Origin of the sequence: Streptomyces sp. NPDC048419 (assembly GCF_043200415.1) — a bacterium.
In the GTDB taxonomy this organism is placed as follows: Bacteria; Actinomycetota; Actinomycetes; order Streptomycetales; family Streptomycetaceae; genus Streptomyces.
Map to the genome: position 1 here is coordinate 57,205 of NZ_JBICXT010000017.1, position 24,692 is coordinate 81,896.

Genomic DNA, 24,692 nt, shown 5'->3' on the forward strand with positions numbered 1-24,692 from the left:
GCTATCCGGCCTCGGCACGGCGCAGTTCGACGAGGAGCGCCTGGCCGGGGTTGAGGTTCGGCATGGGCAGCCCGGCCATGGTCAGGATCGAGCCCGGCAGAGTGAGCCGCCCGTCGAGCGCCGCCGGCAGCCAGGCGGGCCCGTCGGTCTGGTGGAAGGACGGCAGGCCCAACTCCGCGCGCACACGCACCTGATACGTCGCCTCCAGGGCGAGACCGGGCAGCTGCACCCGCCCGTACTGACCCTCGGGCGAGGTGGCCAGGCGGGCCCAGCAGTAGAGAGCGGCGGAGCCGTCGTGCGCCACCACACCATGCAGCAGCGTCGCCTCGTCGGCCAGGTCGGCACGGACCGTTCGCCCCCCGTGGAGCAGCGGGCGCAGCTCGCGATGGAGCGCGGTCCACGAGGTGATCCGGGCGAGTTCCTCGGGGGAGCAGCGGGTGAGGTCCTGTTCGATGCCCGCGTGCCCGAACAGGGCCGTGGCCAGCCGTAGTGAGTCCGACCCGACGCGGGCGGTGGTGTGGCTGGTACCCGGACCGACGTGGGTGCCCACCAGCTCGGGCGGCAGCAGCTGCCCGGTCCACCGCTGGATGGCCTGGCGCTCCACCGGGTCGTTGCAGTCCGAGGCCCAGATCCGGTCGGTGCGCTCCAGGATGCCCAGGTCGACGCGTCCGCCTCCGGCGGCGCAGCTCTCGATCTCGAGCCCGGGGTGGCGTTCCTTGAGCGCGTCCATCAGCCGGTACAGGGCGAGTACCTGCGCGTGCGCGACCGGCCGGTCGGCCGTGCCGTGGACGGTCTCGTGGAGCTCCCGGTTGTGGTCCCATTTCAGATAGCCGACGCCGTACTTCTCCACCAGGGCGTCCAGTGAGTCCAACAGGTAGCGCCAGGCCTGGGTGTTGGTCAGATCCAGGATGTGCTGATGGCGAGCCGGCGGGCCGATCCCGCGGGCCGGGCCGAGCACCCAGTCCGGATGCTCACGGGCCAGGTCCGAGTCGAGGTTGACCATCTCCGGCTCGACCCACAGCCCGAACTCCAGGCCCAGCGACCGCACATGGTCCACCAGCGGCGTCAGCCCCTCGGGCCACACCACGGGGTCCACGGTCCAGTCGCCCAGCCCGGCGTCGTCCGAGCGGCGCCCGCGGAACCAGCCGTCGTCCAGCACGAACCGCTCGACCCCCACCTCGGCGGCCTTGTCGGCCAGGCGCAGCAGCCGGTCCAGATCGTGGTCGAAGTACACGGCCTCCCAGCTGTTGAGGATCACCGGGCGCGGACGGCGCGGATGGGTGCCACGGGACCGCAGCAGGCTGTGGAAACGGTTGGCGAGCCCGTCGAGCCCCTGGTCGGACCAGGCGAAGTGACACACCGGCGCGGTGTACGACTCGCCGGGCGCGAGCCGGATCTCCCCGGCCCGCAGCAGCTCGCCGCCGCCCAGCACCGCGGCATGGGTGCCCGCGCCCTCCGGCAACTGCTCGACCAGATACCGCTGATCGCCGCTCCAGGCGACGTGCACCGCCCAGACCTCCCCGCTGCGGAAGCCGAAACCGGGCACGCCGACGGTCACTTGATAGGGCGAGTCCAGACCGGGTTTCCCGCGCCGCACCTCCCGGACGTGGCTGCCGAAGCCCAGCGGGCGCCGTTGAGGGGACCGCTCCCGGCTCCACTTGCCGGTGAAGTCCAGGACCTCCGCGGCCCGTCGGGGCAGCGGCAGCAGCGTCGTGACGTGCGCCAGGTCGTACGGCGCCGGGCCGGCGGCGGACCGCCGGGTGAGCGTCGTGCGCACACCCAGCACACCGGAAGGCTCCAGCCGGTAGGTGAGGGTGACGTCGAGTCCGGCTCCTTCGTCGGTGAGCCGGAGGGTCAGCTCACCGCCCTCGGACCGCGGACGGTACGAGCTGTCGGTCAGCGTCAACCTCGGTGCGGCGAAGGTGCCGGCCAGGTGGCCCTCGTGGGCCGGCGTGCCGGACCAGCCGTCGGCCTCGGTGGGCCAGACCGTGAACCGGCGTGGAATGTCGATGGAGTTGTTGAGCACCGCGGGTTCGCCGGTGAGGGCGAGTGCCGCCAGGGCGTCCGGCGGCAACTCGCCCAGGTCGGCCCCCCAGTGCAGGACTCTGGGCACGGGCTCGGTGAGCTCCACGATCAGTGCGGTGCCTGCCGCGCGCAGGGTGTGAATCCGCGCGGTGGTGTCCGGCATGCAGAGTCCTGCCTTTCAGGGGGCGGTGTCGTAGGGCGGGCGTGTCACTTCTTGGCGAGCAGCTGCTTGCTCTTGCTCTGCATCTCGGGGAAGACGGAATCGCCCTTCTGGCCGGCGAAGTAGGCCTGGAACAACGGCTCGAGCGCATCCTGGAGGGCGGCGCCGTTGCCGTAGACCGGAGACGGGTAGAGGACCTTGTTCTTCATCATGTCCGTGAACACCGACAGGTCCACCCCCTTGCCGGCCAGCGCCTTGGCCGAGGCGCCCATCGAGGCCGGGATCGACGGGAAGAAGGTGCCGGTCAGCGAGGCCTTGGACTGGCATGCCTCGCTGCCCATGTACGAGACCCACTTCCAGGCCTGGTCGGCGTTCTTGGTGCCGGCCCAGATGTTGTTGCCGTTGGAGTTGCTCAGCACGGCCCGGGTCGTGCCGTCGGGGCCGTAGGGAGTGGGCGCGATGCCGACCTTGAGGCCGGGGATCTTCACGAAGGTCGAGGCCTCCCACGAACCGGCGCTCTCCATGGCGACCTTGCCGGAGGAGAGCAGGTCGATGTCGCTGACGCTGTCGGTGAACTGGCCGATCTTGGGGGCATATCCCTTGTCCGTCAGGGAGCGCACCCAGTCCATGGTCTTCACGAACCGCGGGTCGCTGTAGTTGAACACCGTCGGCCAGGTCGCCTTGTCTCCGAGCCGCCAGCCCGTGGTGTCGACCAGCGGGCTCCAGGTGACCTGCCCGATGAAGTCCTTGGCCGCGACCTCTCCGTAGCCGTAGGTCTTCACCTGGGTTTTGTCGAAGCCCTTCTCGTCGCCGCGGCGGCCCTTCTCGTCGATCGTCATGTGGGCGATCATCTTGCCGAGTGTGCCGCCGTCGTCGGGGTTCCAGTTGAGCGAGTCGACGTCCTTCGCGCCGTACCCGGCCTTCTTCAGGGCGTCCTGGTTGTAGTAGAGGCCGGTCGCCGCCCAGTCCAGGGGCAGGGCGTACTGCTTGCCGTCGGTGAACTTCCAGGCGTCCACGCCGACCGAGAAGCGGGACAGGTCGAACTTGTCCTTGGCGATGAAGTCGTCGAGCGGCATCAACTGGTGCTGGGAGGCGTACGCCTGGAAGAACTGGACGCTGTTCTGGAAGGCGTCGGGCGCGTTGCCGGCCACGAACCCCGCGGTGAGCTTGGTGAAGTAGTCGTTGACGTTGTACTGGGTGATCTTCACCGTGACGCCGGGGTTGGCCTTCTCGAAGTCGGTGGCGCACACCTTGTACGCGGCGGCCTGCTTGTCGTCCCAGGTCCACCAGTTGACGGTCTTGGAGCCGCCGGCGGAGGAGCCGCTGGAGCAGGCGGACAGCACCGCCGCCAGGGTGAGCGTGGCGCCCAGCGCGACGGTCTTTCGAACTCCCGTGGAGCGTTTCATCGGTCCTTCTTTCGGGGTGACGCGGAGGGTGCGGGGGACGGCAGCACCGGCGGTCGGGACGACGTCTTGAGGAGGGCGCGGAACGCGCCGAGGGCGATGGCCAGGTCTTCGGGGCCGCCGGCGTCATGGCCGTTGAACTCCCACAGGCGCAGCTGCCTGGGCCCGGCGTAGGCGTGGTACGCGGCGATCGTGGTGACCGGCGGGCACACCTCGTCGCGCAGCCCGGCGGAGAACCAGGCCGGGGCGGTGGCGCGGCGGGCGAAGGCGAGCCCGTCGAAGTAGCTGAGGGTCTCGAAGGTCTGCGCGACCCGTTCCCGGCGGGCGCCGAGGTAGCCGACGATCTCGCCGTAGGGATCGGCGTCGGTGAGCCGGGTGGCCTGACGGATGTCGCACAGGAAGGGCGCCTGGACGTGGGCGGCCGACAGGTCGGGGACCAGCCCGGCCACCGCGAGGGCGATACCGCCGCCCTGACTGGGACCGACCACGGCGAGCCGCGCCGGGTCCACGAGGTCGCGGCGGCTGCGCAGCGCCTCCACCGCGCGCACGGCGTCGGTGAACACCCGCCGGTAGACGTACGAGTCCTTGTCCTCGATGCCGCGGGTGAGGAAGCCGGGGTGGGCGGGCCCACTGCCGACCGGGTCGGGTGTGGCGCCGCCGCCCGCCCAGGCACCACCCTGCCCGCGTGCGTCCACCAGCAGGTGGGCGTATCCGGCGCAGGCCCACAGCAGGTCGTCGACGGGGGCGCCGCGCCCGCTGCCGTAGCCGTGGAACTGGACGATCGCGGGAAGCGGCCCGGTGCGATACCGGGGCATCCGGAGCCAGCCGCTGACCGGGTGGCCGCCGAAGCCGGGGAAGACGGCGTCGAAGACGTCGACCGTCTCCAAGCCGGTATCGACGGCGGTCAGTTCGAGCGAGGCTTCCCGCTCGGCGCGTGCCTCGGTGAGTGTGCCCTTCCAGAAGGCGTCGAAGTCGGCGGGCTCCCGGTAGGCGCTGCGGTAGGCGAACAGCTCGGGCACGTCCTGCTCGGTCAGCACGGCACCGGCTCCCCTCGCACCCGCAGGTCGGCGTCGAGTTCGACCTGGTGGCCGACCGGGAGGTGTATCTCCGTCGCGCGGTCGTGGTGCCGGATGCGGACCTGTTCGCCCGCGTCACCGGCCAGGCGGCGCACGGCGACCGTGGTCGGGACGCCGTCGCCCCAGCTGAAGTCGACCGCCAGGCCGCCGCGGCAGCGCAGATCCGTGGCCCGGCCGTCGGGCCACTGCGCGGGCAGGGCGGGCAGCAGGTGGAGCGTGCCGGTGTGGCTCTGCAGCACCATCTCGGTGACGGCGGCCATGAAGCCGTAGTTGCCGTCGATCTGGAACGGCGGGTGGGTGGAGAACAGGTTGGGCAGCAGTCCGCCCCACTGGGAACCGTCGGCCGGGGCGTCGATCGTCGAGTCGCCGTCGAGCGGGCGGCTCGCCTCCAGCAGCAGCGAACGAGCCGTCGAGGCGTCGCGCAGGCGGGCCCGCAGGGCGATCTTCCAGGCCCAGGACCATCCCATGGCGCCGGGACCACGCCGGTCCGTCGACTTGCGTGCCGCTGCGGCCAGTTCGGGCGTGGTGTCGGGATCGATGACACCGAGCGGGTGCACGGCGATCAGGTGGGAGAGGTGACGGTGGTGGGGATCGGCCTCGGTGAGGTCCTCGGCCCACTCCTGGAGCCGGCCCTCCGCCGAGATCCGCGGCGGGCGCAGGCGGGGCAGGGCGGCGCGTATCTCGTCGGACAGGGGAGTGTCCAGGCCCAGCAACTCGGCTGTCTTGAGGGTCCGTTCGAAGGTGGCTCGGATCAGGGCCGTGTCCATCGCGGAGGAGCGTGTCAGGGACCTGTGGGCGCCGTCGGCGAGGAAGAGGTTCTCGGGAGAGGTGGACGGGAGCGTGTCCTGGAAGCCCGTGCCGTCGTCGACCAGCCAGTCGAGCAGGAACTCCGCGCAGCCGCTGAGCAGGGGCCACGCCCGCTCGCGCAGGAAGCCGGGGTCGCGGGTGAACTCGTAGTGGTCCCATGCGTGTTGGGAGAGCCAGGCGCCGCCCATCGGCCAGAGTGCCCACGAGGGGCTGCCGTGGCCCATGCCGACCGGCAGGGCCCAGCCCCATATGTCGGTGTTGTGGTGCGCGACCCAGCCGCGGGCGCCGTACAACTGCCGTGCCACCCGGGTGCCTTGGGCGGACATCCGGTCGAGCAGGTCGAACACGGGCTCGTGACAGGCGGAGAGACCGGCGGCTTCCGCGCCCCAGTAGTTCATCTGCGTGTTGATGTTGATCGTGTAGTTGGACGACCAGGCGGGACGCAGATCGGCGTTCCAGATGCCCTGGAGGTTGGCCGGGGGGCCGGCGTGGGGGCGGGACGCGGTGGCCAGGAGGTAGCGGCCGAGCTGGAACAGCACGGTGGCGGTGAGGAGTTCGTCGTGACCGGTGAGGATGTCGCGGGCGACGTCGTAGGTGCCGGAGCGGCGTGGGCCGATCCGCAGCGAGGTGCCGCCGAGCAGGCCGCGTACGTCTGCCTCGTGGCTCGTGAGCAGGCGTTCGGCACCTTGCGCGAGGGCCTGGGCGGCGGTGTCGCTCGCGAGAGCCAGGTGCGTGGTGCGGTCGGTGGCGTCCTCTCCGTGCCAGTGGCGGGCGGCCGCGGTGGAGCCGGCGAGCGTGATGAGGACGTGGGAGCCACCGGCGACGAGGAGGTTCCCGTGGGCGACGGTCGTCTCGCCGTCGGTGTGCAGGGCGAGGGCGAGCGCGGCGAAGGGGTCGTAGCCGTCGATGGGACCGTCGGCGTAGCGCAGGGGCTCGGCGACCTGCGGCTCATGCGCGGGAGCGCCGTCCACCGGGATCTCGATCCCGAGAGTGAGGCCGTTGGACGCGGCCGAGCGGTGCACTTCGCGCAGGGGGGTCGACAGCTCGACCAGCAGGTCTACGGTGCCGCCGTCCGCGTCGAGTGTCGTGCACAGGGCGCTGGTGACGGCGTCGGCCCACACCCGGCGGTGGACCGTCCTCGCGTCGAGGTGGAACCTGTCCTCGGCCACCGCGGTGTCGAGGTTGAGCGTCCTGCCGAGGTAGGTGCCCCTCTCGCCGCCTGCGACGGTCAGATGCAGGTCGGCGTAGGGGAGGTACTCCTGGCTGTAGGGCCCTTCGAAGGTCATCAGGAGTTCCTCGGCCCGGGCCTGGTCGCCGGTGCGGAGGGCGGCGCGGACCTCTTCGAGCCGCCGGGGGCCGGCGCCGGCCGCGCGGACGGCGGCCAGGGCGGCGGCCGGGCCGCCGGGGGAGCCGGTCCACACGGTGGAGTCGTTGATCTGGATGCGGGCCCGGTGGGGGCCGCCGAAGACCATCGCGCCCATCCGGCCGTTTCCGACGGGGGCGGCCTCGGTCCAAGTGGCCGCGGGTGCGGGCCACTTCAGCACCAGGTCGCCGGCGGGCATGGTGGTGCCGTCCGATCGCGGTGTACGCCCGGTCATTTGAGACCCGAGAAGCCGATGGAGTTGACGATGCGCCTGCCGAAGGCGACGAAGAGCAGCAGCATCGGCAGGGCCGCGATGAGGGCGGCGGCCATCAGGCCCGCCCAGTCGGGGGCGGCCTGCGGCGAGGACTGCTTGAAGACGCCGAGCGCGAGCGTGAGCGGCTGCACGTCCTGGCTGTTGGTGATGAGCAGCGGCCAGAAGTAGTCGTTCCAGGCGTTGACGAACATCAGCAGCGACACGGTGGCGATCGGCGCGGACGACATCGGCAGGATGATCCGGAAGAAGATCCGCAGCGGGCCCGCGCCGTCGATGATGGCGGCCTCTTCGACCTCGTTGCTCAGGCCCAGCATGAACTGCCGCAGGAAGAAGAGGGTGAAGGCCTGGAACAGGGCGCCGGGCAGGATGAGTCCGCCGAAGGTGTTGGAGAGCCCGAGGTCTTTGACGAGCACGAAGTTGGGCAGCAGCGTGAAGACGGTGGGCACCATCAGCGCGGCGATGAGGATGTTGAAGACCAGGTTGCGGCCGCGCCAGTGCAGTCGGGAGAAGGCGTATGCGGCTGCCGCGGAGAACAGGACGATCAGCGCCGTCTGCACGGTCGCGTAGATCAGTGAGTTGCGCAGGTAGAGCGCGATGTCGATGGAGGCGCCCGAGCCGCCCTGGGCCTGGGCCTGTGCGGTGGAGGCGAGGCCCAGGACGCGTTCGAAGGCGCCCCAGGTGAAGCCGACCGGCAGCGGCGACGAAGGGTTGGTCGCCAGTTTGTAGTTGTTGGACAGCGCGGTGCGCAGGATCCAGTAGAAGGGGAAGAGCGTGACCAGGACGATGGCGCCGAGGTAGATCCAGGCCGCGATCCTGCCGGGGGACATACGGCGGGAGGTCCTGCTGGTGCGGTGGTGCGAAGTGGCCGTCCGGCCGGGGGCGAGGGCGACTGCCATCACGGGCTCCTTCAGCTCAGGTCGGATTCGTTGGCGCGGGCGAGCCGCAGCTGGGTGAAGGTGACCGTGATGAGCAGCGCGAACAGGGCCAGCGAGAGGGTGGCGGCGTAGCCGAAGTCGAACTGGCGGAAGGCCTTGTCGTAGATGTACATCTGCAGCACGTTCGAGGCGTTGGCCGGTCCGCCGCGGGTGGTGACCTGCACGATGTCGAACACCTGGAAGGAGTTGATGACCGTCAGGACGACCACCATGACCAGGATCGGGCGCAGCAGCGGGACGGTGAGACGGCGGAACATCTGGAACTCGCCGGCGCCGTCGACGCGTCCGGCCTCGTAGATGGTGGGCGGGATGGTCTGGAGGCCCGCGAAGATCAGCAGGGCGTAGTAGCCCATCCACTTCCAGACGCTGATGGCCGCCAGCGAGGGGACCGCCCAACCGCCGCTGCCGAAGAAGAGGATGGTGTGGCCGGTCAGTTCCTTGAGGACGCTGTTGACGATGCCGAGGCTCGGGTCGAGCATCCACTGCCAGACCAGGGCGGCGATGACGTTGGAGATGAGAAACGGCAGCAGGATGACGCCGCGCAGCAGCGAGGAGCGGGTCACCCGGTGCAGCACCACGGCAGTCACCAACGAGACCAGGGTGCCGAAGGAGACGGCCAGGGCGACGAAGTAGACGGTGACGAGGAGGGAGTGCCAGAAGACGTCGTCGCCGAACATCTCGCGGAAGTTGGCCAGTCCCACCCAGTTCGGCGGAGAGAGGACGTGGAAGTCGGTGAAGCTGAGGTAGATGCCGCGGAGGGTCGGATAGGCGAAGAAGATCGTGAACCCGGCCACCGCGGGAAGGATGAGCAGCAGGGCGACCGGCAGGTCGCGGCGGCGGGCCGCCGCGGACCTGGTCGGCGTGGAGCGGCCCGGCCTGCGGGCGCCACGGGTCTTGCGGACGTGCGGGGTGCGGCCAGAGGCGGTGGCCGTGGTGGTCACTGCGGCGGGCGGCGGTGTGGCCGGCTGTATGAGCTTGCCCTGTGATGTGGCCACCACGGCACTCTCCTCGGGTTCAGGCGGGTGGAACGTCGGTCGGGGTCGGACTGGGGATCAGAGGGTGATCCGGTCGATGTCGGAGGCGTAGTCCGAGGGGTTGCCGAAGCTGATCCTGTTCTCGCCGGCCTTCAGCGGCACGGTGACGGTGATCGACTGCGGCGTGCCCCAGTTGTTGTCGTTGCTGCCGGGCAGCGGTACCTGGAAGGACGTGTCGCCCGTGGTGACGACGATCGTGCGGCCGGTGGAGCCGTCGGTGTAGTCGATCTTCATCAGGTACGTGCCGTCCTTGGGCGCGGTGACGTGGTCGAGCGTCACGGAACCGCCGCCGCCGAGGTTGCCGACCTTCTTGCCGCCCGAGCACGCGGAGCAGTCGGAGACGGAGGCGTTGCCGCCGAGGGTGTTGCCGGAGGCTTCGGCCTCGTATTGGACCGGTCCGCCGGCTGCCGGTGTCGTGAGATCAAGTGCCTTGCTGGGTGCGGACTTTCGGCCCCTGGCGTCGTGGGCGACGACGGTGAAGGAGTAGCCGGTTCCGGCCTTGAGTCCGCTCAGGGCGGCGGAGGTGCCGGTGACGGTGGCGGCCTTCGAGCCGTTCGCGTAGACGTCGTAACCGGTGGTCTTCGTACCGGAGTTCACCGCGTCCCAGTCGAGCGAGACGCTGGTGGCGGTCGATCTGGTGCCGTGCACGGCGAGCGGGACGCCGGGGTGGTTGACGGTGCCGCTCGGGGTGATCCAGAGCAGGCGCGAGCCGTGCGGGGGCAGGTTGTCGGTGAAGTGGCCGCCCACCGAGCCGAGGTTCCTGCGGCTCCACAGGTCGCGGACCGCGGCCTTGCCGCTGATGCCGAGGTCGCTGAAGTCGGCGCTCACGTCGGCGTAGCCCTTGCCGAGGTTGAACAGGGCCACGGTGTAACTGCCGTCCGCGTTACGGGCGTACCAGACCTGCTCGGAGGTCTTCTGGCTGACCGGCTTCGCCGGGTTGCCCGCCTGGTCGACCGCGATGACCTCGTCGTTGGTGAGCAGCTTCAGGCCGTAGGAGTCCAGCTTGGTGAGGTCGTCACCGATGTAGAGGGGCGCGGACTCGATGGCCCACAGCGTCATGTAGCTCTGCCGTTCGACGTTGTTGATGCCGTCCATGACGCCGGAGCCGACGTCGAGGGAGTCGAGGTTGTTCCAGTGCCCGGGACCGGCGTCGTCGATCCACGGCACTACGTCGTTCCAGCGCCCCTTCACGGAGTTGTTCCAGGTCACCAGGGTGTCGCAGTAGCACTCGACGTCGGTGTCGTCGCGCCAGCCGTTCGAGTTGGCCTTCCAGACGTCGGCCTGGTTGTGGCTGAGCGACCAGGACAGGACGAACTGGATGGGGCGGCCCGTGTTCCGCAGCGCGGTGTGCCACGCCTTGATGTCCGGGATGTTGTTGTGCGCCTCGTCGCCCTGGTTGGAGCCCGGTCCGACACCGTCGATCTTGAGGAAGTCCACACCCCAGGAGGCGAGTTCGTCGGCGATGGACTGGATGTACTCGGTGGTGCAGGGACTCGAGAAGTTCAGCTGGTAGGAGACGTTGTCCCAGCCGCTGGTCTTGCGCAGGTCCGGGTAGACGATGTCCCTGGTGGTGCAGCCGGGGGCATTGTGGATCGGTGTCTTGCCGTCGTTGTAGTAGTCCTGGTACAGGCCGACCGCCAGATAGAGGCCGAACTTGAGCCCCTTGCGGTGCAGTTGGTCGCCGACGTACTTCATGCCGTGCGGGAACTTCTTGAGGTCCGCGGTCGGGCGGGCGTAGGCGTCGCCGACGTTCTTGCCGTTGTCGACGTTCCAGCCGGCGTCCACGTTCACGTAGTCGTAGCCGTGGGACTTCAGCTTCGAGGCCAGGATGTCGGCCTGCTTGAGGATGTTGGACTCGGTGACCCAGTTCTCCCCGCCGTAGCCGGGGAAGTTGGTGGATTCGAGGCTCCAGGTGCTGTAGCCCATGTACGGCTTGGCCGCCACGACGGGCGCGGCGGTGGTGCCGGACGACGCCTTGGCCGCAGGGGCGTCGGCGGGAGCGGCGGCCCGCGCGGCGGCGGGCACGGCGAGTGCGACGGCGAGCGCGGTGACAGCCGTCAGGGTTCTCAGGCGTGCGGGTCGAGCTGGACGAGACATGGATGTACTCCGTCAGGGCGCGACTGCAGGCGGTGGTCCGCCTGTGGGATCGGGGAAGCGGCAGAGCGGGGAGAGCCTCTCGGCGGTGGTCGTCCCGGAACATCACCGAGGGGATCGCTGTGACCAAGGGGGGAGTGGGTGGGGGCCACGCTCCTCGGCGGCGCGGGACCGTCCCGTCCGCCCCGGCGAGGAGTGCGGCGAATGTAGGCCGGGTTTCCTTCCAGCGTCAACATAGTCGGCAGGGCAGAAATATCCGATGTCTGTGCCGTCGAAGGCGTTCTTGCGGAGGTCGAGTTCCAAGTGACCTGCGGTTTCTAGAGGGGAAGGTAGGGTGTATCCGGCCTTGTCTTAGTTTCCAAAGGAAAGGTAAGGTCGCCGCATGACCCTCGCCGATCAGCCGCCAGCGGCCGCCCTGGTCTTCCAGACCCTGCTCCAGCACGGCCCGCTGAGTCGCGCCGAGATCGGGCGGCGGACCGGGCTGACGCCGGGAGCCGTGACCAAGGTGGCGACCCCGCTGATGGCCGACGGCTGGATCACCGAGCTCGGCCGGCCCGCCACGGAGCGGGCGAGCGGCCGTCCGGCGACCCTGATCGCCGTGCGCGCGGAGCGCGCCCTGTTCGCCGGCGTGAAGGTCACCGGCGAGGAACTCATCGGCGTACTGGCCGACTTGACCGCCCAGCCCCTCGCCTCCCGTCGGGTCCGGCTCGACTCACGCGACGTGGGCACCGTGGTGCTGGCGATCGCACGGCTGGTGGACGACCTGCGGGTCGCGGCGGGCGTGGAGGGCGACCGTGCGCTGCACGGCATCGGCGTCACCATTTCCGGTGATGTGGACAGCCAGCTGGGCACGGTCCAGTACTCGCCCTTCCTCGACTGGCGTCGCGTGCCGCTCGCCCAGCTGGTCGAGACGGCCGCCGGCACCCCGACCGTCATCGAGAACGACGTACGGGCCCTGACCGTGGCCGAGCAGTGGTTCGGCGCGGGCGCGGGACTGTCGACCTTCGCCCTGGTCACCGTGGGCGCCGGCATCGGCGCGGGCCTGTCCGTCGGCGGCCGTGTGGTCTCCGGGGCGCACGGCGTGGCGGGCGAGGTCGGGCATCTGCCGGTGAGCGGTGCCGACCGCATCTGCACCTGCGGCAACACCGGCTGCGTCGAGGCGGTCGCCTCCACCCACGCGATCACGGAGCAGGCCCGCCAGGCCAGCGGCAACCCGCAGCTGAGCATGGACGAGGCAGTCCGCCTCGCGCACGCCGGAGACCCCGGCGTCCGGGCGGTCTTCGCCCGCGCCGGAGGCGCCGTGGGCCTGGCGCTGGCCTGCGTCGCCAACCTCATCGGCCCGGAGCGGATCATCATCTCCGGTGAGGGCGTGGCCTCCTACGACCTGTTCGCCGACCACATCCGGCAGAGCTTCACCGACCACGCCTTCGGCGCCGCCGTGGACTGCGATCTCGTCGTCCGCCCGCTGCCGTTCGAGGAGTGGGCGCGAGGCGGGGCGGCCATCGCGGCACAGCGCGTATTCGCCCCCGCCAAGTAGGCGTTGGTCAGGACGTTTTGGAGCCGCCGCCGAGTTCGACCAATGCGGTGAGCTTCCGGGCGGTGCCGGCCGGGTCCACGATCTGGTGGAGGTGCTCGCCGGGCAGGTGCGCGACCTGCCAGCCGCGCTCGCGCGCCTCGGCGGCGAGGTCGTCGTACGGAGGTCCGAACAGCAGGTAGGAACAAGGGTGGTCGTCCCATCCGCCGGGGACCGGGACGTGCTGCTCGTAGTAGGACAGCGGCAGGGTGGGCTGCTCCTCCACGACGGCCCGGCGCACCGCCGGGTCCGGGAACATGGGGGCGACGTCCGCCTCGTCCCACCAGTCGGTCCAGCGCGGGAGGCTGCCGTGCACGGCCATCGGGCGCAGAAATTCTAGGAGTTCGGGTGCGGCGACGGGCGTGGAACCGGACCGGGCCGGCAGTGCGGCGTCCACGAAGACCGAGCCGGCGACCGGGTGGTCGAGGCCCGCGCGGATCACAGGTATGAACAACCCCGCGTTGCTGTGTGCCACCAAGACGACGGGGCTGTCCGCCGGGACGGACCTGAGATCGTCGCGTACGGCGTCGGCGACGCGGGGCCAGAAGGGCGGGGCGCCGGCGCCGACGTGCAGCAGGGACGGCACCCGGACCCGGTGCCCCGCGGCCGTCAGGTGATCGGCCACGGGAAGCCAGGTCGAGGGGCCCACGGACGGGCTGTGCACGAGAACGAAGATCGGCCGCATCCGACGATCCTGCCGTCCCGCCCGGGATGCCGCGACCTTCTCGGCCGACAGCAGAACACCGGGCCGGGCCGCCCTCGTTCAGCCGCCGTGGGAGACGGTCAGCCCGTAGAACGCCACCCGTGCACCGTTGGTGGTGCTGCCGGAGGACGACTGGTTGTACGAACCGGCCTTGAAGTACTGCTTGTAGGAGAAGAAGGACGACGGGATCGGGTAGTGCGTGGTGCTGCCGTTGACCGTCAGGTCGATGGTGTCGCCGCCGGAGACGGCGATCGTGTACGTCCACGTCTTGCCGATGGAGACGTGGCCCACGGTGTGCGAAGTCTGGCCGCCGGAAGGGGAGTTCTCGGTGCCGAGGACGATGTCGCCGTTGGAGTGGTAGTAGAGCTCCAGCAGGGGCTTGGTGGAGGAACCGCCGCTGCCGAGGTGTATCTGCCCGACGCACACGTTCTTCGTCACCGACACGACCCGCAGCGTGGCGTTCAGCTTGTGGCTCCCGCCGAGCGACCAGTCGGCGGCACTGCCACTGCGGTTCATCTCCCGCAGCTCGGAGCGGGCGTAGTTGGAGTTGGGCGTCGTGACGCCCTTCTCCGGCGCCCAGAAGGTCATCGCCCCGTCGCGCTGGTCCGTGTAGAAGTACGAGTCCTGGTATCCGCTCGCGCCCTGAAGGCGGGAGGAGGGAATGGTGGTGGGAGAGCCGGGCGATCCGACGGGCTCCTGGAGCTGCCATACGGACAGGTCGAAGTTGCCGCCGGGCGCCTTGCTCGGGTCGGCGGCGGTGGCGTTGCCGGTGCTCATCACCGCGAGGACGCCGACGACGGCCGTGACACTGACGCCGGTCAGGACTTTCGAACGGATCATGACGTGCCCTGCTTTCTGGAGTGGGGGGTGAGCACGTGCCGGGGCTCGTTCCCTGGCTCGGAGTTCAGTGTTCATATGTGTGAACGCAGTGCTTGTGCGTGAACTCGGAGGGTGTGGCAGAACCTAAAGGTCTGCACCAGTTCCGTCAAGAGGTGAAGAAAGAAACCGTTCCGAGCCTTGGCCGACCGGTCGTGCGGAAGGAGTGGCAGGTCCAAGTGGCTTTTCCCTAGGATGTGTTGTCTGCCGGTCCGGTTGGCCCGGCGTGGCTTGGAGCTGGGGGAGACGATGGAGTCCGGGAAGCGGCTGTCCACCAAGATCGATGCCACGGTCCCCACGGCCGCGCGCATGTACGACCACTACCTCGGCGGCAAGGACAACTACGCGGTCGACCGGGCCGCCTGCGAGGAACTGGACAAGGTCGTGCCCAGCACCCGGGCGCTGGCACTGAACAACCGCCGCTTCCTCCAGCGGGTGGTCGGGACGCTCACGCAGGAATACGGCGTACGGCAGTTCCTCGACCACGGGTCAGGTCTGCCCACGCAGAACAACGTGCATCAGGTGGCCCAGCAGATCGATCCGGACTCGCGTGTGGTGTACGTCGACAACGACCCGATGGTGCTGGTGCACGGCCGGGCCCTGCTGGACCAGAACGAGCGGACCGCGGTCATCCAGGCCGACCTGCGCGAGACCGAAACGATCTTCTCCCACCCCGACACCCAGCGGCTGATCGACTTCTCGCAGCCGGTGGCCGTGCTGTTCAACTCCGTGTTCCACTGCATCCCGGACAGCGAGACCGACGGCCCGCCCGCGGTCGTCGAGCGCGTGATCGAGCGGCTCGTGCCCGGCAGTTGCCTGCTGATGTGCCAGCTGGTCAGCGAGGACCCCGAGGTGCGGGCCTTCGTGACCGACTTCATGGACAAGGCGACGCAGGGGCACTGGGGCCGGGTGCGCCAGGAGAAGGACGTGGCGCGGCTCTTCGACGGGCTGGAGATTTTGGATCCGGGCCTGGTGGAGGTGTCGACCTGGCGTCCCGACAGCGACGTGGCACCGCGTCAGCTCACCCAGGAGTGGATCGAGTTCGGCGGAGTCGGCCTGCTCCGGTAGCGGACCGGCCGGTCAATCGGCTCCGTACCTCTGCCGGGCCGTCTCGCGGAGACGGGTCAGGGAGTCGCGCGGGCTGAGGGCGTCGTCAGCCAGCTGGTCCAGGGCCACCCGGTACTGCTCCGTGTCGTCGCGGTCCTCCAGGAACGTCGCGCTCCTGATGTGCTCCAGGTAGACGATGTCGGGCAGGTCCAGTCCGCCGAAGCGCAGATACGTGACGGGAATGGCCGGCGCGGAGGCGTCGGTCACGTCCAGCGGGACGACCTGCACGGTCACATGCGGCAGTTGGGCCATCGCGATCAGATGCTCCAGCTGCTCACGCATGATCTCCCGGCTGCCCAGCACACGCAGCAGCACCGACTCGTCGACGATCGCCCAGAGCTGCGGTGCGTCCGCGCGCTGCAGCAACTGTCCCCGCCTGGATCGCAGTTCGACGCGGCGACCGACCTCGCGTTCCGGCGCCGAGGGCAGGCCGCGCTGCACCACGGCGCGTGTGTAGGCGGGAGTCTGCAACAGCCCGGGAACGTACTGGATCTCGAACGTACGGATGGAGTCGGCCGCTTCCTGGAGCCCGACCAGCCGGTCGAACCACTCCGGGATCAGCCGCTTGTCGAAGCGCTGCCACCATCCGGGTTCCCCGGCCCGCCGCAGCAGTTGCAGCAGGACGGAGGTCTCGTAGTCCTCCGTCTTGTAGAACTCCAGCAGTGCCGTGATGTCGTTCTCGGTGGGAGGCCGACGGCCCTTTCCCGCCTCGATGCGGGAGAGCTTCGCCGGGCTGAACCCGACGGCGCGCGCGGCCTGTTCCTGCGCGAGACCCGCGTCTTCGCGGATACCCGCCAGCTGCACCCCGACCAGCATCTTCAGCAAAGTCGGCGCGGGCTCGGTGCGCTGCAGATACGGTTCCAGACGGGAGACGCGCGGCGACTCGGAGGGCATCCTGACTCCCGGTGGGCAGGGGGCAACAGGCCGCATTATTCCACCTCTTGGCGTCCCGGCGCATGCGTGGGCCGAAGTGGAGTGCGGTGCTCCGTCCGGGCGGCCCGGCGGGTGTGCGTACAGGCGGTGCGGCGGGTTTCGGGCAGGGTGTCACAGCAGGTCGTCGAACTCGCCCTCCTTCGCGGCCGCCAGGAAGGCGGCGACCTCGGCGGACGTGTAGATCAGCGCGGGGCCGTGCGGGTCACGGGAGTTGCGCATCGCCACTCCACCCTCGGCCAGGGCGGCGACCTCCACGCAGTTGCCCTCGGCGTTGCTGCGTCGGCTCTTGATCCAGCGGACGCCCAGTGAACTCGCTCGTACCCCGTTCGAAACTGATGGCACTGCAGTCTCCTTGCGCATGACTGGCTCGAACTGCACGCGCAATTTCTCGTGAAATTGCACGGACTGGCTGTAGACGTGGATAATAACCAAGGCACCAACGTCCGTGTCAGCGCCCCGTCCTGACGCCACCGCAGGAGATGCCGTGTCGCTGCCCGTGCAACCAGCACCCTGGTCCGGCCCGAGTCCGCTCACAGGTCGCACCGCGCCGGCCGGGGCCTCCCTGAGCGCCCGAGCCAAAGCCGTCGGCCTGCGCTTGGCCGGCGGCCGTACGGCCTGCGGCGAGGCACGGGAGTTCACCGAACGTGTCCTGGCCGACTGGGAGTTGGATCAGCTCTGTGACGACGCCCTGACGGTCGTGTCCGAGCTGGTCGCCAACGCGGTGGTCCACGGGCCGGCAGGCGGCACAGGTGAGGCAGCCGGTTCAGAGGTGCTGCTGAGGCTCAAGCGCCGGCCGGCTCACCTGATGTGCGCCGTCACCGACCGCGGGGAGACGCTCCCCAGCCCGGGGCACACGGGCGTATCCCTCGATGAGGGTGGCCGCGGCCTGATCATCGTCGAGGCGCTGTCCCAGCACTGGGGCTGGACCCGGTGCAATCCCGTCGGCAAGACCGTCTGGGCCTTGCTGCCCACCGAGGCGCGCATCTGACGATGAAGTCACGACCGAAGTCCGAAGCGGGGATCGTCCGGTGACGGACAGGGTGACGGAAGAGGCGACGGACAAGACGCAGGCCATCGCGTTCCAGGATGTCGGACGGGTCGCCTGGCACGACATCGAGGACTCCTCGGGCTCGGCCGCGGCCATCCCGTTCCTGCTCGCCGCCATCGCCTCCGGCGACACGGCCGCCGCTCAGAACGCCCTGGACCGGCTGCGGCACCGCATCTGCCGGTACGGCTTCGTGGTCGGCCAGGCGACGGCCGTCACGGTCCCCTTCCTGTGGGACCTGGCCCAACGCCCCAAGACCACCTGCCGGGTGCAGATCCTCCGACTGCTGCGGGACATCGCCGACGCCCGGCAGTGGGAGATCACGGCCGCTGCCTACCCGAAGGTCCGTCGGCGCCATGGCGCCCACGTCGAGTGGGAATCCGCGGCCCGCCGCGCGGTGCGCGCCCAGCGCGGTGCCCTTACGCGGCTGCTGGCCGAGCAGGACACCGAACTGGTGCACGCCACCGAGGCTCTCGCCTGCACCCTGACCGACTGAGGGCGCGGGCAAGCGCTCAGACGACGCGGGCCACTCCCGCGTAGATTCCGCTGTCCTCGGGCTCGGGCATCTGACCGGGTACGCCCCACTCCGTCGCCGTCACCAGGCCGGGCGGGACGAGCTCCAGGCCGTCGAAGAAGCGCTCGACTTCCGGGCGAGCGCGGAAGCCCAGTTCGATGCCGCCCTTCGCGTACTCGGCGGTGACCTGGGCGGAGAGCTCCGGGAACAGGTCGGACGAGGCGTGCGACAGCACCAGGTAACTGCCCTTGGGCAGCGTGGCGACCAGGCCGCGGACTATGCCGTGGGCGTCCTGCGCATCGGGGATGAAGTGCATCAGCGCGATCAGCGACAGGGCGACCGGACGGCCGAAGTCCAGGATGTGCCGGGCGTGTTCGACGATGTCGTCCGGCCGGCGTACATCGGCCTCGATGTAGTCGGTGGCTCCCTCGGAGTTGCTGACCAGCAGCGCCTCGGCGTGGCGCAGCACGATCGGGTCGTTGTCGGCGTAGACGACCTTCGCCGTCGGCACGACGCCCTGGACGATCTGGTGGAGATTGGGCTCCGTGGGAATGCCCGTACCGATGTCCAGGAACTGGTCGACGCCCTGGGCGGCGAGCCAGGCCACCGCACGGTTCATGAACTCCCGGTTCTGCCGCGCCGCGTCCCGCGCCTCGGGCGGCAACTGCTCGCCCACGGCCTCGTCGACCGGGTAGTTGTCCTTGCCGCCGAGCAGGTAGTCGTAGACCCGCGCGGGATGCGCCTTGCTGGTGTCGATCCGAAGGGACGGCTCCGGGCCGGTCGTCATCGCAACTCCATCGCGCCGGTGAAACAGGGGCAGGCCGAGTACGCGATCATCGTACTCGGGCGGTGATGTCGGTTGTGCGGGACGGGAGTTGGAAGGGTCGCCGGACACCGGCGGCTTCCCTGGACCGTCGGACGAGGTCGGCGGCGGCCTGGTCCCACCGGGAATGGGCGAAGGTGAATCCGGCCCCGCTCAGCCGGCCCGGCACCACCCGCCGGCTCTTGAGCAGCAGTTCCGTGTCCGAGCGCATCGCGAACGCCCCGAGCTCCGCCATCCATCGCGTCGCCGGCAGTCCGACCGGGACGCCCGAGGCCGCACGCAGGGCCCGCATGAACTGCCGGTGGGGGAGAGGCCGGGGCGAGGCGAGGTTCACCGGGCCCTGAAGGTCCTCCCTGGCGATCAGGAACTCAACCGCGCGTACGAAGTCCGCGTCGTGGATCCAGGAGACGTACTGCGCTCCGCCGGCGACCGGTCCGCCGAGTCCCAGCCGGGTAAGTCGCAGCAGCACGTCGAAGACGCCGCCCCGGTCCGGGCTCATGACCATCGCCGAGCGCAGGGCCACCTTGCGGGTTGCCGGTGTGTACGCGTCGGCCTGGGCCTGCTCCCAGTTCTTCGCGATCTCCACGCTGTACGCCCAGTAGCCCGGCACGCCCGCCTCCGAACCGCCGATGACGCCGGTCGCCTCGTCGTGTGCCGTGTCGTGGCGATGGGCGTAGATCGTGGCGGTGCTCATCTGCAGCCAGACCCGCGGTGGCCGTGCGGCGGCGGCGATCGCCTCGCCCACGATCCGCGCCGAGTCCACCCGGGAATCCATCATGGCCCGCAGGTTCTCGGGGGTGTAGCGGCAGGAGACGCTGCTTCCGGCGAGGTTGATCACGGCGTCGCAGCCGTCGACAGCCCCCGCCCACGGGCCGAGCGTCACTCCGTCCCAGCCGACCTCACGCTCCCGCCGCGGGGACCTGGTCAGCACCGCCACCTCATGACCGGCCGCCGTCAGCGCGCGGTCCAGAACCGTCCCCACCTGTCCGGTCCCACCGGCCAGCACTACCTTCATCGAGCCCCCTCAGCTTCAGTGGGCTCAGCCTAACGCCAAATTTGAACACGTTCAATTACGCGTCCCGGCGCCATTGCCGACGGAGCGGTGCCCCCTACCGTCCATCGCGCCTACGCCCCGGTAGTGTCCGCCCCGATGCGGCGGGCCTGCGGCGGAGCGGTTCGCAAGGAGGAGGATGTCCATGGCTGACGGTCAGCGCGAGACCCCATCCGGACGGGAGCCGGTGACGCCGGAGCCGAAGGCGCGTCCTTCGGGTGTGCGGCAGACGGTGCGTCTCGCGGTGGTGATCGGCGCCCTGGGCGTGGTCTTCGGCGACATCGGGACCAGCCCGATCTACACCCTGCAGACGGTGTTCGACCCGGGCGACCCGCACCCCGTGCCGGTCAGCACGCAGAACGTCTACGGCGTGGTCTCGCTCGTCTTCTGGTCGGTGATGATCATCGTCACCATCACCTATGTGCTGCTGGCGATGCGCGCCGACAACGAGGGTGAGGGCGGCATCATGGCCCTCATCACGCTGGTGCGGCAGCTGAGTTCACAGCGGAGCCGGCGAACCGCCGTCGTGCTGGCCGCGCTGGGCATCTTCGGCGCGTCGCTGTTCTTCGGCGACAGCATGATCACCCCGGCGATCTCGGTGCTGTCGGCCGTCGAGGGCGTCAAGGTCGTCGAGCCGTCCCTCGGCGGCGCTGTCGTGCCCATCACCGCCGTGATCATCGTGATCCTCTTCCTGGTGCAGCGCCATGGAACCGCGGCGGTGGGGCGGGTGTTCGGACCGATCATGATCGTCTGGTTCACGGCCATCGGCGCGTGCGGCATCGGCGGTATCACCGACCACCCTGACATCCTCAAGGCGTTGTGGCCGAGCTATGCCCTGGGCTTCCTGTTCGGGCACTTCGGCACCGGCTTCTTCGCCCTGGCCGCGGTCGTGCTCGCGGTCACCGGCGCCGAGGCGCTCTACGCGGACATGGGCCACTTCGGGCGGCCCGCCATCACCCGCGCCTGGCTGTTCCTCGTCTTTCCCGCCTGCATCCTGAGCTACCTCGGCCAGGGCGCGCTGATCCTCAACGACCCGCGCAACATCAGCAGTCCGTTCTTCCTGCTCGTGCCGCACTGGGGGCGCTGGCCGATGATCCTGCTGGCCACGGCGGCCACGGTGATCGCCGCCCAGGCGGTGATCACCGGCGCGTACTCCGTCACGTCCCAGGCCGCCCAGCTCGGCTACCTGCCGCGGCTGCGCATCGCGCACACCTCCGAGACCACCATCGGGCAGATCTACGTCCCCTGGATCAACTGGCTGCTGATGGTCTCGGTCCTCACGCTGGTCTTCGCCTTCCGCAGCTCCACGGCGCTCGCGTTCGCCTTCGGCATGGCGGTCACCGGCACCATCACCATCACCACCCTGCTGTTCTTCTACGTCGCCCGCGCGAAGTGGGGCAAGCCCCTGTGGCTGGTGGCGAGCGGAGCGGGGGTGCTGCTCTTCGCGGACCTGCTGTTCGTGGCCGCCAACCTGACCAAGTTCGTCCACGGCGCGTGGCTGCCGCTGCTGATCGGCCTCACCATGTTCACCATCATGGTGACCTGGCAGCGCGGCCGCGAGATCGTCACCGCGTCCCGCATCCGCAACGAAGGGTCCCTGCGCGAGTTCGTCGACCAACTCCGCACCGGGGAGCTGTCGGAGCTCCGCGTACCCGGCACGGCCGTCTTCCTCAACCGGGGCAAGCAGACCGCGCCACTGGCCATGCGGGCCAACGTGGAACACAACCACGTACGGCACGAACACATCGTGATCATGTCCATCGAGACCGAACCCGTGCCCCGCGTCACGGCCGACGACCGGGTCGTCGTCGACAGCCTCGGCTACGCCGACGACGGGATCATCCACGTCACCGCCCGGATCGGCTACATGGAGACGCCGGACGTGCCCGGCACCCTGGCGATGCTCGATCCCGCCGTGACGGAAGGGCAGTTGCAGCTCGACCAGGCGTCCTACTTCCTGTCGAAGATCGAGCTCCAGCGTGGCGATGAGCCGACGATGGCCCCTTGGCGCAAACGGCTGTTCATCGCCACCTCCTACATCACCGCCGACGCCGCCGAGCACTTCGGCCTGCCCCGCGAGCGCACCGTCATCATGGGCTCGCAGATCGAGGTGTAGCCGGGGCGCGAGCCGCATTGGCGCTGTGCGTCCGCGTTGTGCGTCCGCGCTGCGCGGTCAGTGGGTGTGCGCGAACTTGTCCAGGTCGGCCGAGGTCGTCGTGGAGGCTTCCGGCTGCTTCACCGCGCCGTCCGTGCGGACCGTGAACGCCGCGGTGTGAAGGCCCGCCACTTGAGCCGAGTCCGCAGTCGGCATGTTGAGCCGAGTCGGCACCTTGAGCCGATTCGGCATCGGCCCGGGCCGCGTGCCCGGGCTTCGTCATGTTCCGGGCCGGGAAGCACCGTAGAGCACCAATTGTCGTGCCTCAATGGCGTTGTCCTGTAAGTCAGTTGTGATGAGCCTTCCGAACCCGCCGTGCGTGTGTTTCGTGCGCGACTTGTCCACCCTTTGACGATCCGTTCCTTGAGCGTTAAGCCGGGCGTCTGTGTCCGGGGTGTGTGCCGTCCTTATGGTCCCTGCGGATTTCGAAAGAAGGGGCTATGGACACACTCCACGCGGTGAGGGCTCGAGGGATCACCAAGAGCTTCGGTGAGGTCGTCGCACTCGACGGCATCGATCTGGATGTGACGCCCGGTCAGATACATGGACTTGTCGGGCCGAACGGCGCCGGCAAGACGACATTGCTCGGCCTGCTGCTGGGCCTCGCCGTCGCCGACGGCGGCCGGCTGGAGATCCTGGGTACGCCGGTCGGGCGGGCGCTCGCCGCTCCCGACGGTGTCGCCGGCTTCGTGGACGGGCCCGGGCTCTACCCCTCGCTCACCGCCCGGCAGAACCTCTCCGCGCTCGCCGCACTGCGCGGCCACGACGCGCGGACGTCGGGCGTCGACGAGGCGCTCGACCAGGTCGGGCTCACCGATGTCGCCGACGACAAGACGCGTGGCTTCTCCCTCGGGATGCGCCAACGGCTCGGCCTGGCCGCCGCGTTGCTGACCAAGCCCCGACTGCTCGTCCTCGACGAGCCGTCCAACGGTCTGGACCCGGCCGGCAAGAAACACGTGCACGGTGTCCTGAACCGGCTCGCCGCGGACGGAACCGGCGTGGTGCTCTCGAGCCACCGTATGGACGACCTCGAGGCGCTCTGCTCGGACGTCACCATCCTCGCCACCGGACGCGTCGTGTTCTCCGGCCCGCCCGGCAAGCTGGCGACCGAGAACCGTGAGCTCGACTACCGGTTGGTCACCTCCGACCCGAAGACCACCCGCCAGGTGGCCGCCGGCACGAGCGGGGTCCGCGTCGTCGACGAGGCCCAGGTCCGCCAGGACGCCGATGCGCTCGTGGTGCGCGCCCTCGTGCCCGCCCTCGACGAGCTGGTCGTCCAACTCGTCCACGCGGGCGTCGCGTTGCGTGAACTCACCCCCGTCGTGTCACCGCTCGAGGCCGCGTTCCTCGCCCTCACCGAGCAGCAGGAGGCCTCCAGATGACCGCGACCACCGTCAACGCCCCGATCGCGGCCGCCGGCCCCGTCACGGTGTCGCGCGGTTACCGATTCGAGCTGGTCAAGCTCGTCTCGCAGTGGCGGATCCGGCTGCTGGTCCTCGCCTGCTGGATCGTGCCGGCGGTCTTCGTCGTCGGGGTGGGCCAGCAGAGCACGCTGCCCACCGACACCCTCTTCGGGCGCTGGATGCTCGCCACCGGTTGGGCCGCGCCGCTGGTGATGCTCGGATTCGCCGGCACCTGGGCGCTTCCGCTGCTGACCTCCGTGGTCGCCGGCGACGTGTTCGCCTCCGAGGACCGCCTCGGCACCTGGCGCCACCTGCTCGTGGCGGTGCGCTCGCCCCGCCGCATCTTCGTGGCGAAGTCGCTCGCCAGCCTCACCGTCATCCTGCTGCTCGTGGCCGGGCTGGCCTGCTCCAGCGTGGTGGGCGGGCTCCTGGCGGTCGGCAACCAGCCGCTGGTCGGCCTCGACGGCCATCTGCTGGCACCGTCCGACGTCGCCGCGAAGGTCTTCCTCGCCTGGGCCTGCGTGCTCGCCCCGACGCTGGCACTCGCCGCGATCGGCCTGCTCGGATCGATCGCACTGGGACGCTCCCCGATGGGACTGCTGCTGCCCGCGCTCGTGGCGCTCGTGATGCAGCTCGCCCAGATGCTGCCGCTGCCCGTCGCGGTGCGCCTGGCCCTGCCGGGCTACGCCTTCATCGCCTGGAACGGCCTGTTCACCAGCCCCATGCAGCTCGTCCCGCTTCTGATCGGCATCGTCGTCAGCCTGCTGTGGGCCGTACTGGCGACCGCGCTGGCCTATCTGCTGTTCCTGCGGCGCGACTTCACCAACCTGACCTACGACGGCTCGGGGCGCCGCGCGGTCACCGCCGGACTCCTGCCGCTGGCCGGACTGCTCGCCCTCACGGTCGCGGTCGTCGCCGTGGTGACCCCGTCCACGGGGTCGGGAATCCAGCAGTCCAAGGTGCAGAAGGCGCTCGCCACGGCCTTCGCCCACCTCTACCGCCTGCAGACCGAGCAGCTCAACCGCCCCGCCGTCACCGAGGCGCAGCTGCGGACGTCGGCGGCGTGCAACAAGGGCGCGGGCCAGCTCGCCGCCGAGGGGCCGGGCAACGACTGGCGCTGCGTGGTCAGTTGGCATCTGCCCGGCGTCGAGGCCACCGGATCGGCCATCTACCAACTCGACTTCACCGCGGACGGACGGTTCGTCGCCGACGGCGACGGACCGAAGGAAGTGAACGGCTACTTCCTCGTGCGAACCCCCACCGGTGACGCGCCGAACCCGCTCTGGCAGTTCGACGGCAACGTCGAACTGCTCGACACCACCCTGAAGGGATGAATCC

At 69.8% G+C, this 24,692-nt stretch carries 21 protein-coding genes; 7 read left to right on the plus strand and 14 right to left on the minus strand.

The genetic code is table 11. The annotated features are described in order from the left end of the window. Window position 1: 1 nt before the first annotated feature. Genes ACGFYN_RS30630 through ACGFYN_RS30660 form a run of 7 tightly spaced genes read right to left on the minus strand, consistent with a single transcriptional unit; the run spans window position 2 to window position 11,174 of the window. Entirely contained in the window at window positions 2–2,188 is a 2,187-nt protein-coding gene (locus tag ACGFYN_RS30630; RefSeq protein ID WP_393869141.1) for an alpha-galactosidase, read from the minus strand. Between the two features lie 44 nt (window positions 2,189–2,232). Continuing rightward, window positions 2,233–3,591 carry an ABC transporter substrate-binding protein gene (locus tag ACGFYN_RS30635; RefSeq protein WP_393869142.1) on the minus strand — a complete coding sequence of 453 codons (1,359 nt, stop codon included), beginning with the start codon at window positions 3,589–3,591 and terminating at the stop codon, window positions 2,233–2,235. Beyond that, the gene (locus ACGFYN_RS30640) at window positions 3,588–4,625 is read right to left on the minus strand and encodes an acetylxylan esterase (protein ID WP_393869143.1); all 1,038 of its coding nucleotides are present in this window, start codon (window positions 4,623–4,625) and stop codon (window positions 3,588–3,590) included. The genes ACGFYN_RS30635 and ACGFYN_RS30640 overlap by 4 nt, the downstream gene beginning before the upstream one ends. Further along, window positions 4,619–7,033, minus strand: a complete 2,415-nt coding sequence (locus ACGFYN_RS30645; RefSeq protein WP_393869144.1) for a glycoside hydrolase N-terminal domain-containing protein — start codon at window positions 7,031–7,033, stop codon at window positions 4,619–4,621. The genes ACGFYN_RS30640 and ACGFYN_RS30645 overlap by 7 nt, the downstream gene beginning before the upstream one ends. Before the next feature lie 32 nt (window positions 7,034–7,065). Next, window positions 7,066–8,004 (minus strand): carbohydrate ABC transporter permease, encoded by a 939-nt coding sequence (locus ACGFYN_RS30650; RefSeq protein WP_393869145.1) that lies wholly within the window; start codon window positions 8,002–8,004, stop codon window positions 7,066–7,068. An 11-nt stretch (window positions 8,005–8,015) separates the two neighbouring features. Next, complete coding sequence (locus ACGFYN_RS30655; RefSeq protein WP_393869146.1) at window positions 8,016–9,041, minus strand: carbohydrate ABC transporter permease; 1,026 nt, start codon at window positions 9,039–9,041, stop codon at window positions 8,016–8,018. Window positions 9,042–9,095: 54 nt separating this feature from the next. Continuing rightward, on the minus strand, window positions 9,096–11,174 hold the full coding sequence (locus tag ACGFYN_RS30660; protein WP_393869147.1) for a fibronectin type III domain-containing protein: 2,079 nt from the start codon (window positions 11,172–11,174) through the stop codon (window positions 9,096–9,098). A 379-nt stretch (window positions 11,175–11,553) separates the two neighbouring features. Between ACGFYN_RS30660 and ACGFYN_RS30665 the strand changes: the two genes are divergently transcribed. After that, entirely contained in the window at window positions 11,554–12,708 is a 1,155-nt protein-coding gene (locus ACGFYN_RS30665) for an ROK family protein (RefSeq protein WP_393869148.1), read from the plus strand. A 7-nt stretch (window positions 12,709–12,715) separates the two neighbouring features. Here the strand turns inward: ACGFYN_RS30665 and ACGFYN_RS30670 are convergent, their stop codons facing one another. Continuing rightward, the gene (locus tag ACGFYN_RS30670; protein WP_393869149.1) at window positions 12,716–13,429 is read right to left on the minus strand and encodes an alpha/beta hydrolase; all 714 of its coding nucleotides are present in this window, start codon (window positions 13,427–13,429) and stop codon (window positions 12,716–12,718) included. A 78-nt stretch (window positions 13,430–13,507) separates the two neighbouring features. Next, window positions 13,508–14,287 (minus strand): polysaccharide lyase family 7 protein, encoded by a 780-nt coding sequence (locus ACGFYN_RS30675; RefSeq protein ID WP_393869150.1) that lies wholly within the window; start codon window positions 14,285–14,287, stop codon window positions 13,508–13,510. Between the two features lie 285 nt (window positions 14,288–14,572). Between ACGFYN_RS30675 and ACGFYN_RS30680 the strand changes: the two genes are divergently transcribed. Beyond that, entirely contained in the window at window positions 14,573–15,391 is an 819-nt protein-coding gene (locus ACGFYN_RS30680) for an SAM-dependent methyltransferase (protein ID WP_393869151.1), read from the plus strand. A gap of 12 nt (window positions 15,392–15,403) precedes the next feature. On the opposite strand, the gene ACGFYN_RS30685 is transcribed toward ACGFYN_RS30680, so the two are convergent. Together ACGFYN_RS30685 and ACGFYN_RS30690 are read right to left on the minus strand one after the other, a co-directional pair. Then, the gene (locus ACGFYN_RS30685; RefSeq protein ID WP_393869152.1) at window positions 15,404–16,324 is read right to left on the minus strand and encodes a helix-turn-helix domain-containing protein; all 921 of its coding nucleotides are present in this window, start codon (window positions 16,322–16,324) and stop codon (window positions 15,404–15,406) included. Between the two features lie 150 nt (window positions 16,325–16,474). Then, window positions 16,475–16,705 (minus strand): DUF397 domain-containing protein, encoded by a 231-nt coding sequence (locus tag ACGFYN_RS30690; protein ID WP_393869153.1) that lies wholly within the window; start codon window positions 16,703–16,705, stop codon window positions 16,475–16,477. A 142-nt stretch (window positions 16,706–16,847) separates the two neighbouring features. Between ACGFYN_RS30690 and ACGFYN_RS30695 the strand changes: the two genes are divergently transcribed. Together ACGFYN_RS30695 and ACGFYN_RS30700 are read left to right on the plus strand one after the other, a co-directional pair. After that, window positions 16,848–17,351, plus strand: a complete 504-nt coding sequence (locus ACGFYN_RS30695; protein ID WP_393869154.1) for an ATP-binding protein — start codon at window positions 16,848–16,850, stop codon at window positions 17,349–17,351. A 40-nt stretch (window positions 17,352–17,391) separates the two neighbouring features. Next, the gene (locus ACGFYN_RS30700; RefSeq protein WP_393869155.1) at window positions 17,392–17,904 is read left to right on the plus strand and encodes a hypothetical protein; all 513 of its coding nucleotides are present in this window, start codon (window positions 17,392–17,394) and stop codon (window positions 17,902–17,904) included. A gap of 16 nt (window positions 17,905–17,920) precedes the next feature. Here ACGFYN_RS30700 and ACGFYN_RS30705 read toward each other — a convergent pair whose 3' ends face one another. Further along, on the minus strand, window positions 17,921–18,709 hold the full coding sequence (locus ACGFYN_RS30705; RefSeq protein ID WP_393869156.1) for an SAM-dependent methyltransferase: 789 nt from the start codon (window positions 18,707–18,709) through the stop codon (window positions 17,921–17,923). 46 nt (window positions 18,710–18,755) lie between these two features. Continuing rightward, complete coding sequence (locus ACGFYN_RS30710; RefSeq protein WP_393869157.1) at window positions 18,756–19,760, minus strand: TIGR01777 family oxidoreductase; 1,005 nt, start codon at window positions 19,758–19,760, stop codon at window positions 18,756–18,758. Window positions 19,761–19,941: 181 nt separating this feature from the next. Between ACGFYN_RS30710 and ACGFYN_RS30715 the strand changes: the two genes are divergently transcribed. Beyond that, on the plus strand, window positions 19,942–21,912 hold the full coding sequence (locus ACGFYN_RS30715; RefSeq protein WP_393869158.1) for a potassium transporter Kup: 1,971 nt from the start codon (window positions 19,942–19,944) through the stop codon (window positions 21,910–21,912). A gap of 57 nt (window positions 21,913–21,969) precedes the next feature. Here the strand turns inward: ACGFYN_RS30715 and ACGFYN_RS30720 are convergent, their stop codons facing one another. Continuing rightward, window positions 21,970–22,107, minus strand: a complete 138-nt coding sequence (locus tag ACGFYN_RS30720; protein ID WP_393869159.1) for a hypothetical protein — start codon at window positions 22,105–22,107, stop codon at window positions 21,970–21,972. A 284-nt stretch (window positions 22,108–22,391) separates the two neighbouring features. Between ACGFYN_RS30720 and ACGFYN_RS30725 the strand changes: the two genes are divergently transcribed. Continuing rightward, entirely contained in the window at window positions 22,392–23,333 is a 942-nt protein-coding gene (locus tag ACGFYN_RS30725) for an ABC transporter ATP-binding protein (protein WP_393869160.1), read from the plus strand. After that, complete coding sequence (locus ACGFYN_RS30730) at window positions 23,330–24,688, plus strand: ABC transporter permease (protein WP_393869161.1); 1,359 nt, start codon at window positions 23,330–23,332, stop codon at window positions 24,686–24,688. The genes ACGFYN_RS30725 and ACGFYN_RS30730 overlap by 4 nt, the downstream gene beginning before the upstream one ends. Window positions 24,689–24,692 lie beyond the last annotated feature (4 nt).

Coding starts and splice junctions, on each gene's coding strand:
- ACGFYN_RS30630 (WP_393869141.1), bottom strand. CDS start 2,188: ATGCCGGACACCACCGCGCGGATTCACACCCTGCGCGCGGCAGGCACC.
- ACGFYN_RS30635 (WP_393869142.1), bottom strand. CDS start 3,591: ATGAAACGCTCCACGGGAGTTCGAAAGACCGTCGCGCTGGGCGCCACG.
- ACGFYN_RS30645 (WP_393869144.1), bottom strand. CDS start 7,033: ATGCCCGCCGGCGACCTGGTGCTGAAGTGGCCCGCACCCGCGGCCACT.
- ACGFYN_RS30650 (WP_393869145.1), bottom strand. CDS start 8,004: ATGGCAGTCGCCCTCGCCCCCGGCCGGACGGCCACTTCGCACCACCGC.
- ACGFYN_RS30660 (WP_393869147.1), bottom strand. CDS start 11,174: ATGTCTCGTCCAGCTCGACCCGCACGCCTGAGAACCCTGACGGCTGTC.
- ACGFYN_RS30665 (WP_393869148.1), top strand. CDS start 11,554: ATGACCCTCGCCGATCAGCCGCCAGCGGCCGCCCTGGTCTTCCAGACC.
- ACGFYN_RS30670 (WP_393869149.1), bottom strand. CDS start 13,429: ATGCGGCCGATCTTCGTTCTCGTGCACAGCCCGTCCGTGGGCCCCTCG.
- ACGFYN_RS30675 (WP_393869150.1), bottom strand. CDS start 14,287: ATGATCCGTTCGAAAGTCCTGACCGGCGTCAGTGTCACGGCCGTCGTC.
- ACGFYN_RS30680 (WP_393869151.1), top strand. CDS start 14,573: ATGGAGTCCGGGAAGCGGCTGTCCACCAAGATCGATGCCACGGTCCCC.
- ACGFYN_RS30685 (WP_393869152.1), bottom strand. CDS start 16,324: ATGCCCTCCGAGTCGCCGCGCGTCTCCCGTCTGGAACCGTATCTGCAG.
- ACGFYN_RS30705 (WP_393869156.1), bottom strand. CDS start 18,709: ATGACGACCGGCCCGGAGCCGTCCCTTCGGATCGACACCAGCAAGGCG.
- ACGFYN_RS30710 (WP_393869157.1), bottom strand. CDS start 19,760: ATGAAGGTAGTGCTGGCCGGTGGGACCGGACAGGTGGGGACGGTTCTG.
- ACGFYN_RS30715 (WP_393869158.1), top strand. CDS start 19,942: ATGGCTGACGGTCAGCGCGAGACCCCATCCGGACGGGAGCCGGTGACG.
- ACGFYN_RS30720 (WP_393869159.1), bottom strand. CDS start 22,107: ATGCCGACTGCGGACTCGGCTCAAGTGGCGGGCCTTCACACCGCGGCG.
- ACGFYN_RS30725 (WP_393869160.1), top strand. CDS start 22,392: ATGGACACACTCCACGCGGTGAGGGCTCGAGGGATCACCAAGAGCTTC.
- ACGFYN_RS30730 (WP_393869161.1), top strand. CDS start 23,330: ATGACCGCGACCACCGTCAACGCCCCGATCGCGGCCGCCGGCCCCGTC.